Raw genomic sequence first — 12743 nt, 5'->3', positions numbered from 1 at the left:
TTAAATAACTAATTTAAGTTTGAACAAATGAAAAAATTATCCTCTATCCTAGCCGTGGGCGGGTTGTTTGTAATGAGTACAAATACTGTTAACGCAATGGCAACTACAGCAACAATGATGCAAGATGCACCTGCTGAAGCCGAAGTAGGTTTTACACAGATGTTGAAAGAAATGTTTATACAAGGTGGTGCCGGCTTTATGGGTATTGTTCTTTTGTGTTTGATTCTTGGTTTGGCAGTTGCAATTGAAAGAATTATTTATTTAAATATGGCAACCACTAATACTGGTAAGCTAAAACAACAAGTAGAAGATGCATTGGCCTCTGGTGGTGTTGAAGCTGCTAAAGAAGTTTGTAGAAATACAAAAGGTCCTGTTGCTTCTATATACTATCAAGGTTTGGATAGAGCAGGAGAAAGTATCGAATCTGCTGAGAAAGCTGTTGTAGCTTATGGTGGTGTTCAAATGGGTCAATTAGAGAAGAACGTTTCTTGGTTGGGCTTATTTATTGCTGTTGCTCCTATGCTTGGTTTCATGGGTACGGTAATTGGTATGATTCAGGCCTTCCAAAAGATTAGTGCTGTTGGTAACTTAAGTGCATCTCTTATTGCAGGTGATATCCAGGTTGCATTATTAACAACTGTGTTTGGTCTTATTACTGCTATTATCCTTCAAATCTTTTATAATTACATCATTGCTAAAATTGATAGCATTGTTAATGATATGGAAGACTCTTCTATCGTTTTGATAGATATGTTGGTGGATCACAAAAAATAAGTCGCACACATAATACCTTAAATTATGCACAAAATTGTAAAGATTGTTTTGGTTGTTGTGGGCTTAATAGGCGCTGCCTTGTGGTTCATGCTTCCAGAGGCTGAAATGCCGGCTGCTGAGGCAGCTAATAACGGGGCTCTTAATGCAATGTTCGCTATTACATGGTTGCTTTTAGGCGTAGCTGTAGTTTTTAGTGTGGCATTTGCCCTTAAGAACCTTTTATCAAATCCTGCGAATTTAAAGAAAAGCCTTTTTATACTAGTTGGTTTTCTTTTAGTAGTTGGAATTGGCTTTGTTATGGCTAGCGGTACAGATGTTAGTATCGAAGAAATGGCAAAAAGAGGCATAGAAACTGATGAATCTGAAATTAAGAAAATCGGTGCTGGTCTAAATGTATTTTTCATATTGACTCTTGTAGCTGTAGGAGCTATGCTTGCGGGTGGTGTGAAAAAAATGATAAAATAACTAAAGAACTAAATTATGTCTAGAAGAGGAGGACCAGCAGAGGTAAACGCCGGATCAATGGCAGACATAGCATTCTTGCTACTTATATTTTTCTTGGTTACTACAACCATTGAGACTGATGCAGGTTTAGATCGTATGTTGCCGCCTATTGAGCCGCCTACGGAAAAGCCACCAATAATTAAGGAGAAGAATATTTTTACGGTAAATATTAACCGTAATGGTCAGTTGTTAGTTGAAGACGAGCTTATCGATATCAAAAAGTTACGAGAGAAAGCTATGGCTTTCTTGGATAACGGAGGAGCCCCATCGGGTTCTGCAGATTACTGTAGCTACTGTAAAGGTAAAAGACTGTCCGAGTCATCTGACAATCCAGCAAAGGCTATTATATCTTTGAAGAACGATCGTGAAACAAAGTATAGTACTTACATTACAGTTCAGAATGAATTGGTAGGTGCCTACAACGATCTAAGAAATCGTGAAGCACAGCGTTTGTATAAGAGAGACTTTACTGATATGGAAGCAGAATATCTTAATCCTGAGACCGATGCTAGTAGAAAAGAGGATCTCAAAGAAAAGGTTAAGCGGATTCAAGAGTTGTTTCCACAGAAGTTGTCAGAAGCTGAGACAGGTACAAGTAATTAATAAGAGCTAAAACAGAATATAATATGTCAAAGTTTGCAAAGAAAAAGGATGCCGGTTTACCAGCTGTGAACACTGCATCGTTACCTGATATTGTATTTATGCTTTTATTCTTCTTTATGACCGTTACGGTTATGAAAGATAGCTCTTTGAAAGTAGAGAATACTTTGCCTAATGCTAGTGAGACCAAGAAATTGGAAAAGAAGGATAGAGTAATATACATTTATGTTGGGCAACCAACTTCACAGTATAAAGCTCAATTTGGAGAAGAAGCTAGGATTCAACTGAACGACAAGTTTTCATCGCCTAATGAAGTGGGTGATTACATATTGTCTGAAAGAGCAAAAAAGCCGCAGGAAATTCAAAATGTTTTGACTACAGCTTTAAAAGTTGATAGAAATGCTAATATGGGTTTGATATCCGATATTAAATTGCAGTTAAGAGAAGTGAATGCACTTAAAGTGAATTATACTACTTTTGAAGGTAATGCTTTTAACAACTTGAAGTAGTATTTCATAAACTTATAAGTACAAGCGCCTCGGAATTTTTTCCGAGGCGCTTTTTATTTGCTTAATTTTGACTTTATGATGCGTTATTTATTTGGGTTGCTTTTTTTGTGCTGTACAGGTGCAGTTGCTCAGACTGGTATTGATTCAACTAATGTTGATTCTAAGTACTTGGAGGACCAATTCTACATAGGTATTACCTATAACTTTCTCTTAGGTCAACCAGATGGTGTAAGCCAACGAAATCTTTCCTATGGTCTACAGGCAGGTTTTATAAAAGATATTCCATTAAATCAAAGCCGTACTACTGCTATCGGTATTGGAGTAGGTTATGGAGTGTACTCTTATTATTCCAATCTTATGGCAGAGGAGACTTTTTCTGGTAACTTATATAGTATTTTGGAAGATGATGATTTTAATAGGAATAAGGTGGAGACACATATGTTAGAAGTTCCTTTTGAAGTACGTTGGAGAAACTCTACTGCTTCTGAGTATAAATTTTGGAGGCTGTATGCAGGTATGAAATTGGGTTATGTATTTGGAGGGCGATCAAAGCTGGTGCCTACTGATACTGGAAAAGTGTCATTTTACAATGAGGACATTAGAAGTTTTCAATATGGATTGACCTTAAATTTTGGATATAATACTTTTAATCTTCACGCGTATTATTCGTTAACTAACCTTTTTAATGATAATGTTGTGGTCGGGTCAGAAAGTCTGAATACGAAAGCCCTCAGAATTGGGCTCATTTTCTATATTTTGTAGTGGAATCTGAGCAAGATCACAATCTACAGCCAGAAGCGAACAGTAAGTAGTTGGGAGAGGAGACCAATAAAGAGCCCAATAACTATTTCTATTGGAGTATGTGATTTTAGATATAGTCTAGAAGTAGCTACTAATCCTGTTAGTAGTGTGAAAATGCTTAAGCCTAAAGTGATGTTAACTTCAAAGTGAATACTCAATGCTACTAAGAACATAAGAAGACTTCCCATACCCATTAAATGCATACTTACTTTAAACTTCAATACTAAAAGTAGCAGTGTTGTTAATGCTGATATGATTAGGCCAATAAAGTAGAAATGAAGCTCAACAATATTGGAATTAGGTATTACTTTATAGATTACAAAGAGGAGTAGTATAATATGAATATATAACGGGTATCTGCGTTCTTTAACCGTGGACATAAAGACACTCTGGGCCATACCTAAATTCCTTAGTATAAAATAAGCAATTATTGGAATGATTACAGTAAGTATAAAAGTAGGCAGGATAGTAGTGCCTTGAATGGCTATAGGGCTATATTTAGGTGTAATTAGAAAGTAGGCTAGTGTACCTGCTATCGGGATGAATAAAGGGTGGAAAATATAGGATATAACCTTTAAGAAAACCTTCATTAAATTTGTTTGCGCAATCTTGCTACGGGAATGTCTAGTTGCTCCCTGTATTTTGCGACGGTTCTTCGTGCTATGGGATATCCTTTTTCTTTAAGTATAGCTGCTAATTTATCGTCTGTAAGTGGTTTTTTCTTAGACTCTTCACCAATTACAGTTTCAAGAATTTTCTTAATCTCTTTTGTGGATACGTCTTCTCCCTGGTCGTTTTTCATTGATTCTGAGAAGAATTCCTTAATTAATTTGGTGCCGTAAGGCGTATCAACATATTTGCTGTTAGCAACTCGAGACACTGTTGAAACATCCATCTGGATTTCATCTGCAATGTCTTTTAAGATCATTGGGCGAAGATTACGCTCGTCACCAGTAAGAAAATATTCGGACTGATAATGCATAATGGAATTCATAGTAATGAATAAAGTCTGCTGTCGCTGTCTAATAGCGTCTATAAACCATTTTGCAGCATCTAATTTCTGCTTAATGAAAAGTACGGTGTCTTTCTGTGATTTTGATTTTTTCTTAGCGTCCTTGTACCCTTTTAGCATATTGTTGTATTCCCTAGATACATGCAATTCTGGAGCATTTCTTCCATTTAAGGTAAGTTCTAGTTCTCCGTCTACAATACGAATAGAAAAATCAGGAACTACATGCTCTACCATACGGTTATTTCCGGAATAGGAGCCTCCTGGTTTTGGGTTTAATTTTTCAATTTCAGAGATGGCATTTCTTAGCTGTTCCTCTGAAATATTGTATTTCTGAATAAGTTTCTTATAATGCTTTTTTGTAAACTGCTCAAAAGATTTCTCAAGAATAGTAATCGCTAGTTCAATATTCGGAGTTGCTTCTTTCCGTTTTAGTTGAATTATTAGGCACTCTTCCAATGAGCGTGCAGCAACACCGGGAGGGTCCAACTTTTGAACTAATTTCAAAACCTTTTCAATGGTTTTTTCTTCTGTATAAATATTTTGGGTAAAAGCAAGGTCATCAGTAATATCTGCAATAGGTCTTCGGATGTAGCCACTTTCGTCAACACTTCCTACTAGAAACTCTGCAATGCTCCATTCTTCATCATTTAAATAAACCGTGTTAAGTTGGTTTAATAAATATTGATTGAATGAAGTTCCTGCCGCATATGGTACATTCTTTTCCTCATCGTCTGCACTGTAATTATTAGCTTTGGTGCGGTAATCGGGAATTTCATCGTCACTTAGATAGTCGTCAATGTTTATATCATCGGTAGCAATAATCTCGCTATCAGATTCGTCGTTCTCATCATATCTGTCCTCAAACTCATCATCAATTGAGTCTGACTCCTCTTTCCCGCCTTCCAATGCTGGATTCTCTTCCAGTTCTTGCTTAAGTCGTTGCTCAAATGCCTGTGTGGGCAATTGAATCAACTTCATAAGCTGTATCTGCTGTGGAGATAGCTTTTGTGATAATTTAAACTGTAAGTGTTGTTTTAGCATTGAGATCTAATATAGCTTGCCTTCTAAGTTAACGAATTCTAGCTAAAATTCTGCATTTTGAGGTGTTCGTGGGAATGGGATGACATCGCGAATATTACCCATGCCAGTGGCAAAAAGTACTAAACGCTCAAAACCAAGTCCAAAACCACTATGAACAGCGCTACCAAACTTTCTAAGGTCTAGGTACCACCAAAGTTCTTCCTCGTCAATACCTAATGCGGCCATTTTTTCTTTTAAGACGTCTAAACGTTCTTCACGCTGTGAGCCTCCTACTATTTCTCCAATACCTGGGAAAAGAATGTCCATAGCGCGAACGGTCTTTCCGTCTTCGTTAAGACGCATGTAGAACGCTTTTATCGTTGCTGGATAGTCAAACAAAATAACAGGACACTTAAAGTGTTTTTCAACTAAAAAGCGTTCGTGTTCACTTTGTAAATCCGCTCCCCATTCATTAATAGGGTATTTGAATTTTTTCTTTTTATTGGGTTTGCTATTTCTTAAAATGTCAATAGCTTCTGTATAGGTAACTCTTTTAAAACTGTTTTCCGAAACAAACTTGAGCTTTTCGATTAACGGCATTTCGCTTCGTTCAGCTTGAGGTTTTGTTTTCTCTTCGTCTAAAAGGCGTTTTTCTAGAAATCGAAGGTCGTCTTGGCAGTTCTCTAAAACATACTTAATGACGTTTTTGATAAAATCTTCTGCAAGATCCATGTTGTCATTAAGGTCAAAGAAGGCCATTTCTGGTTCTATCATCCAGAATTCAGCTAAGTGTCTAGAGGTATTACTGTTTTCCGCACGAAACGTTGGTCCAAAAGTATAAACCTTACCTAATGCCATAGCATAGGTTTCAGCTTCCAATTGACCAGAAACGGTCAGATTGGTTTCCTTTCCGAAAAAATCTTCCTTATAATCAATATTTCCATCCTCAGTTAAGGGAGGGTTTTTGCTATCTAGCGTACTTACTTTAAACATCTCTCCAGCACCTTCGGCATCAGAACCGGTAATGATAGGAGCATGAAAATAGTTGAAGCCGTTTTGTTGAAAATATTGGTGAACTCCAAAAGATAATGCGGAACGGACACGCATTATTGCAGCAAATGTGTTGGTGCGTATGCGTAAATGTGCTTTCTCTCTTAAAAACTCTAATGAGTGCTTTTTAGGTTGAATTGGGTACGTTTCCGGATCAGCACCGCCATGAATCATAAGACCGGTTACTTGGATTTCTACTTTTTGACCCTTGCCTTGGCTCTCTACCAAAGTTCCGGTAATTTTTACAGCGGCACCCGTATTTACCTGTTTTAGAACATCCTCGTCAAATGACTCAAAATCTACAACACACTGTATGTTGTTAATAGTTGACCCATCGTTTAGAGCTATAAAACGATTGCTTCTGAATGTTTTTACCCATCCATTTATGGTTACTTCTTGTAATAAGAGGTTTTCTGAAAGTAGTTCTTTTACGCTGTAAGAGTTCATTGTAGTCACTTGAAAATTGATTGCCAAAGATAAGTTTTTGATAAAAAGAATCAATGCTTATGACTGGTTAAATCAACCTCAATTTTCTCCTACTTCGTCTTCGCCTTGCGGAAGAATGTCTATTTGCGGTTTTTTTAATATTTTTTTACTTGCAATATTCCTTTCCAGGGATAGTAATAACGATGGTAAAAGAATAAGATTAGCCAACATAGCAAACATTAATGTGGCCGAAACTAGTGCGCCAAGTGCTACAGTACCTCCAAAGTTTGAAATGATGAAAACGGAGAAACCAAAGAAAAGAACAATTGAAGTATAGAACATACTTACCCCTGTTTCACGAAGCGAAGCGTAAACAGACTTCTTAATCTGCCATTTGTTTGCAATAAGTTCTTGCCTGTATTTTGCCAAAAAGTGAATAGTATCATCTACCGAAATTCCAAAAGCAATACTAAATACCAAAATAGTAGAAGGTTTAATAGGTACGCCTACAAAGCCCATAATACCTGCAGTTATGACCAGAGGGAGCAAGTTTGGAATCAATGAAATTATAATCATTCTAAACGACCTAAAAAGATAGGCCATAAATAGCGCGATTAGGAAGATGGCAAAAGCCAATGAGAGAATCAGATTTTTTACTAGATATTTTGTGCCTTTTAGAAATAGAAGTGCACTTCCCGTCATATATACATTGTAGCGATCTGGAGGGAATATTTTGTTTATATTTTCATTAAGCCTTTCCTCAATTTGTTCCATGCGATCCGTTTTCACGTCTTGCATAAAAGTGGTAATTCGGGCAGTCTGGCCAGTACTATCTACAAAGTTTTTAAGCAGGTTGCCGTTTCCATCAGAATTTTGGGCAACTTTCATTATAAAGTTGTTTTCTTGGGCAGTGGGTAATTGATAATATTTGGGTATGCCGTTATAAAAGGCCTGCTTTGAATACTTAACTAAGTTGACGACCGAAATAGGTTTTGAAAGTTCCGGTATATCCGTAACCACCTCGCTTAATTGGTCTAAGCGTTTTAAGTTGGCAGGTTTTAAAACACCCTTTGGTTTCTTGGTGTCTACAACAATTTCAATAGGCATAATGCCATCAAATTCTTTTTCGAAAAAACGAATGTCTTTAAAGAATTGGGCGTTCTTGGGCATGTCTTCAATAGGACTTCCGGAAATTTCTATTTGGTAAATACCAATAATACTGGTGATAAGAAGAATCAAAGAAACAATGTAGACTGCAATCCTGCGGTGTCTAACAATATGTTCCATCTTATTGACAAAAGCATCTATCCAGCGTTTGTTAAGGTGTTTTAAATGTCTTGTTTTTGGAAGGGATAAAAAGCTATAGATAATAGGTATTATCAAAAGAGATAGTATGAAAATACCAATAATGTTAATAGAGGCTACTATACCAAATTCCTTAAGTAACTTACTATCCGTGATAATAAAAGTGGCAAAACCAGACGCTGTAGTCATGTTTGTCATCAGGGTGGCGTTACCAATTTTAGATATTACACGTTGTAAAGAAAGTGCCTGATTCCCGTGTTTTTTAACTTCTTGCTGATATTTGTTAATCAGAAAAATACAGTTGGGGATACCTATAACAATAATCAGAGGTGGAATCAAAGCAGTAAGTACTGTTATCTCATATTGTAAGAGGCCTAGAATACCAAAAGCCCACATTACTCCAATAATTACAACACACATTGATATAAGTGTGGCTCGGAAACTTCTAAAGAAGAAAAAGAAAATTAGAGAGGTAACTCCAAGAGCTGCCAAAATGAACTTTCCTATTTCATCTATGATGTTTTGGGAGTTCATTGTTCGTATGTAAGGCATACCGGATACTCGCACGTCTAAACCCGTTTCCGCTTCAAAATTATCAATAAGATGGTTAAGGTCTTCTAGGATAAAATCTTTACGGACACTGGTGTTGATAATGTCTCCATCCATATTTGCTATGGTCCTAACCGTCCCGGTTTCCTTATTAAAAAGGAGGTTGTCGTAAAAGGGTAGGTCGTTAAATAGATGGTTTTTTATACTATCTATTTCTTTCTTGGTCTTTATTTCGGAACTAATGAGAGGTTCAAGAATGAACTTTTGATTTACGTTGTCCTTTTTAAGTTCTTGAAGATTATCTAAAGAGAGAACAAAATCTACTTCCGGAAAAGCAGCGAGTTGCTTACTGAATTTGTTCCATCTGTTAATATTGGTAGGCGTGAAGAGTGTAGAATCATGAATTGCAAATACAATAGCATTACCTTCTTCGCCAAACTGCTCTAAGAAATTACGATATTCTAGGTTTACAGGGTGGTCATCCGGCAATAGGTTTGCCTGAGTATTGCTGAAACGCATATTTTTCCATTGCATACCCAGGAAAACTGTGAATGCAAGAATTAAAATAAGTATCAATATGCGGTTACGGAGAATTATGCTTGCTGTTTTCTCCCAAAAACCTTGTTTAAGTTTGGCTGCCATCCTTCAATTTTTCCGAGGGCAAAGGTATATAATGATTAGGTGTGTTCCTAAAATGTGATATTTAATTAACTTATGGATCCTAAATAAAAAAGCAGCCATGTAGGCTGCTTTTTTATTTTTAGAGAAAGTCCAAAACTAGATTTTCATTATCTCTGCTTCTTTGACAACCAAGAAGGCGTCTATTTTCTTGATATATTTATCTGTAAGTGCTTGAATATCAAATTCTGCATTTTTTTGTAAATCTTCTGAAACGTCTTCAAGGTCACGAATTTCTTTGTTGGCATCTTGACGAGCGCTACGGATACCTACTTTGGCATCTTCAGCTTCAGCTTTAGCTTGTTTTGTAAGCTGAATCCTTCTTTCCTCTGTCAACGGTGGTACATTAATGATTACAAAATCACCATTGTTCATAGGGTTGAAACCTAAGTTAGAATTCATGATTGCCTTTTCAATTTCATGCAACATGTTCTTCTCCCAAGGTTGCACGGAAATAGTACGACCGTCAGGGGTGTTAATATTCGCTACCTGAGATAAGGGCGTCTGTGATCCGTAGTATTCCACCATAACGGAAGAAAGCATCGCAGGGCTTGCTTTTCCAGCACGTATTTTAACAAATTCTTTTTCTAAATGCCTCATTGCAGCATCCATGCTTTCCTTAGAGGAATCAAGTATAAACTGTATATCTTCGTTCATAATTCAAATATAATATGCAAATAAAACTAAATTAAGGTTAAATATTTACGACTGTGCCAATATTTTCACCTTCTACTAACTTCATTAAGTTACCTGTTTTGTTCATGTCAAAAACTACAATAGGTAGTTCATTCTCTTGGCTCAAGGTAAAAGCAGTGGTGTCCATTACTTTTAAACCTTTTAAAAGTACATCTGCAAAAGAGATAGTATCAAATTTGGTAGCATTCTTATCCTTTTCAGGGTCTGAAGTATAGATGCCATCTACACGAGTTCCTTTAAGAATTACATCTGCTTCAATTTCTATGGCGCGTAAAACGGCTGCAGAATCAGTTGTGAAGTAAGGGTTTCCTGTTCCTCCTCCAAAAATGACTACTCGGCCTTTTTCTAAATGACGCATGGCACGTCTTCTAATAAAAGGTTCGGCTACCTCATTGATTTGAATTGCAGATTGCAATCTTGTTTGTACACCTTGCATTTCAAGAGCACTTTGTAGGGCAAGACCGTTTATAACCGTAGCAAGCATACCCATATGGTCTCCTTGTACGCGGTCCATACCAGTAGCGGCCCCTGTAAGGCCTCTAAAAATATTTCCGCCGCCTATAACTATGGCTACTTCAACACCTTTTGCTGCTACATCTTTAATTTCTTCGGCATATTCCGCAAGGCGTTTGGAGTCTATTCCGTATTGCTTTTCACCCATTAAGGCTTCACCGCTTAGTTTTAAGAGAATTCTTTTATATTGCATGGCTAGTATTTCGTTGTGGCAAAAATAATCAAAAAATCTTAGGGTTTGTTTTTGAAACCGCAGATAAAGTTAACCTTAATTATTTCCTAATAATGATGTGGTATTCTGTTAAATTTTATAATCTTGCAACCCCTTCAAAAACTAGGGAATTACTTACAATAAAATATTAAAATATATACAATGAGAAAATTAAGCTTACTTGCCTTTGCTGTGCTATTAGCCAGTTGTGGAGCAACAAAAACTGCTTTAACAGCTGATAAAACACCAGTCTTGGCTACTTTGGATTTGAAAAATGTAGTTGATGATAAGGTTTCTGTAACGGTTGATCCTGGTACTTTTACAACAGATGAAGTTTTATTTTATATACCTAAAACTGTACCTGGTACGTACAGTACAGATAATTATGGGCAGTATATAGAAGGGTTCAAAGCTTTTGATTATGACGGAAAAGAACTAGCTTTTTCTAAAACAGATGACAATACTTGGAAAATCTCCAATGGAAAAAATCTGGATAAGGTTACTTATTTTGTGAATGATACGTATGATACGGAAGGCGAAGTAAAGAGCAAGGTTTTTTCTCCATCAGGAACCAATATAAATGCCGGAAAGACTTTTATGCTTAATCTACATGGTTTTGTAGGGTATTTTAATACGTTAAAGGAAGTGCCTTATGAATTGTCTATTACCAGACCGGCAGATTTGCTAGCTTCAACATCGTTGGCTCCTAAAAAGTTAGAAACATCAGTAGCTAATGTTGATATTTTTACGGCGAACAGGTATTTTGATGTAATCGATAATCCAATTCTTTATGCGAAACCAAACACGGAGACCTTTGAGATAAATGGAATTACCGTAACATTAAGCGTGTATTCGCCAACTGGAATTTATTCGGCTTTAAGTTTAAAAGATCGAATGGAAAAGATGATGGGTGCTCAGAAGACTTTTCTAGGTGATATAAATGGCACCAAAATATATAATATTTTATTGTACTTATCTACTATGGAGGCAGATGATGCTTCTGGTTTTGGTGCTTTAGAACATCATACTTCTACTGTAGTTGTATTGCCCGAGGCAATGCCAAAGGAAAGGTTGGAGCAAGCTATGGTAGATGTGGTTTCTCATGAGTTCTTTCATATTGTTACTCCGTTGAGTGTACACTCTAAAGAAGTTCAATATTTTGATTTTAATGATCCTAAAATGTCTCAACATTTATGGATGTATGAAGGAACAACAGAATACTTTGCTAATCTTTTTCAAATTCAACAAGGTCTTATTGATGAAGCTGAGTTTTATCAACGGATGATGGATAAGGTCAATAATGCAAAGTTATATGATGATGCAATGTCTTTCACTGAGATGAGTAAAAATATCTTAGTAGAGCCTTATAAAAAGAACTATGCCAATGTCTATGAAAAAGGAGCTCTTATTAATATGGTGTTGGATATTCAGTTGCGTGAATTGAGTAATGGCGAAAAAGGAGTGCTTTGGTTAATGAAGGAGCTAACCAAAAAGTATGGTAATAATACTCCTTTTGAAGATGATAAGTTGATTGATGAAATTGTGTCTATGACTTACCCTGAGATTCGTGGTTTTTTTGATATCTATGTTATTGGTAATACACCTATTAATTATAATGACTATTTGTCTAAAGTAGGTTTGAAAGCTGATTTGGTAGAACAGGAGACTGGTTATTTCTTAAATGGAGAAGATCCTTTTATAGATGTTGAGCAAGGTGATGAAAGCATTGTCTTTATTCGAGAAGGAATTGAGCTGAATAGCTTCTTTAAAGATTTGGGGGCTGTAGGTGGTGATGTTATAAAAAGTATTAATGATGAGCCTGTAACATTAGAATCTATACGACCTATTATTGGTAAGAGTTTTGGTTGGTCTCCTGATACTGATATTAAGATGACGGTTAAGCGTGGTGATGAAGAGATTGAGCTAGAAGGAAAAGTAGGTAGTCCAACTCTAAAAGTAGAGACTATAACTGCAGATAAAAATGCTAGCGCTGAAATAATAAAATTGAGAGAAGTCTGGATGAAAGGGTAGTGGAGAAAAGAAAATATAAAAGATTGAAAACAAAACCGTGATACTAAAAGTATGGCGGTTTTTT

General features: G+C 36.3%; 12 protein-coding genes. 6 read left to right on the top strand and 6 right to left on the bottom strand.

The window, feature by feature from the left end; genetic code table 11:
- The first annotated feature begins 27 nt into the window (after nucleotides 1–27).
- The 5 genes from HW347_RS14890 (at nucleotide 28) to HW347_RS14870 (ending at nucleotide 3149) form a co-directional block, all read left to right on the top strand.
- Entirely contained in the window at nucleotides 28–774 is a 747-nt protein-coding gene (locus HW347_RS14890) for a MotA/TolQ/ExbB proton channel family protein (protein ID WP_194532636.1), read from the top strand.
- A 24-nt stretch (nucleotides 775–798) separates the two neighbouring features.
- Nucleotides 799–1239 carry a hypothetical protein gene (locus HW347_RS14885; RefSeq protein WP_214612556.1) on the top strand — a complete coding sequence of 147 codons (441 nt, stop codon included), beginning with the start codon at nucleotides 799–801 and terminating at the stop codon, nucleotides 1237–1239.
- Nucleotides 1240–1254: 15 nt separating this feature from the next.
- Entirely contained in the window at nucleotides 1255–1881 is a 627-nt protein-coding gene (locus HW347_RS14880) for an ExbD/TolR family protein (RefSeq protein WP_214612555.1), read from the top strand.
- A 23-nt stretch (nucleotides 1882–1904) separates the two neighbouring features.
- Nucleotides 1905–2387 (top strand): ExbD/TolR family protein, encoded by a 483-nt coding sequence (locus HW347_RS14875; protein ID WP_214612554.1) that lies wholly within the window; start codon nucleotides 1905–1907, stop codon nucleotides 2385–2387.
- A gap of 75 nt (nucleotides 2388–2462) precedes the next feature.
- Nucleotides 2463–3149, top strand: coding sequence for a porin family protein (locus tag HW347_RS14870; protein WP_214612553.1), 687 nt, complete (start codon nucleotides 2463–2465; stop codon nucleotides 3147–3149).
- 23 nt (nucleotides 3150–3172) lie between these two features.
- Here the strand turns inward: HW347_RS14870 and HW347_RS14865 are convergent, their stop codons facing one another.
- The 6 genes from HW347_RS14865 to pyrH form a co-directional block, all read right to left on the bottom strand.
- Nucleotides 3173–3778 carry a phosphatase PAP2 family protein gene (locus HW347_RS14865; RefSeq protein ID WP_214612552.1) on the bottom strand — a complete coding sequence of 202 codons (606 nt, stop codon included), beginning with the start codon at nucleotides 3776–3778 and terminating at the stop codon, nucleotides 3173–3175.
- Nucleotides 3778–5241, bottom strand: coding sequence for an RNA polymerase factor sigma-54 (gene rpoN / locus HW347_RS14860; protein WP_214612551.1), 1464 nt, complete (start codon nucleotides 5239–5241; stop codon nucleotides 3778–3780). The genes HW347_RS14865 and rpoN overlap by 1 nt, the downstream gene beginning before the upstream one ends.
- A gap of 42 nt (nucleotides 5242–5283) precedes the next feature.
- Nucleotides 5284–6717 carry an asparagine--tRNA ligase gene (gene asnS, locus HW347_RS14855; RefSeq protein ID WP_214612779.1) on the bottom strand — a complete coding sequence of 478 codons (1434 nt, stop codon included), beginning with the start codon at nucleotides 6715–6717 and terminating at the stop codon, nucleotides 5284–5286.
- A gap of 78 nt (nucleotides 6718–6795) precedes the next feature.
- Entirely contained in the window at nucleotides 6796–9192 is a 2397-nt protein-coding gene (locus HW347_RS14850) for an efflux RND transporter permease subunit (protein ID WP_214612550.1), read from the bottom strand.
- 135 nt (nucleotides 9193–9327) lie between these two features.
- Nucleotides 9328–9885, bottom strand: a complete 558-nt coding sequence (gene frr, locus HW347_RS14845; protein ID WP_214612549.1) for a ribosome recycling factor — start codon at nucleotides 9883–9885, stop codon at nucleotides 9328–9330.
- Between the two features lie 37 nt (nucleotides 9886–9922).
- A complete protein-coding gene (pyrH, locus tag HW347_RS14840) occupies nucleotides 9923–10630 on the bottom strand; it encodes a UMP kinase (protein WP_214612548.1) in 708 nt (235 codons plus the stop codon).
- Nucleotides 10631–10810: 180 nt separating this feature from the next.
- On the opposite strand from pyrH, the gene HW347_RS14835 reads away from it, so the two are divergent.
- Entirely contained in the window at nucleotides 10811–12679 is a 1869-nt protein-coding gene (locus tag HW347_RS14835; RefSeq protein ID WP_214612547.1) for a M61 family metallopeptidase, read from the top strand.
- The last annotated feature ends 64 nt before the right edge of the window (nucleotides 12680–12743 follow it).

The organism is Zobellia barbeyronii, from assembly GCF_018603515.1.
Taxonomy (GTDB): domain Bacteria; phylum Bacteroidota; class Bacteroidia; order Flavobacteriales; family Flavobacteriaceae; genus Zobellia; species Zobellia barbeyronii.
Note: the sequence above shows the minus strand (reverse complement) of the source record. Positions and strands in the feature narration are given on the sequence as shown.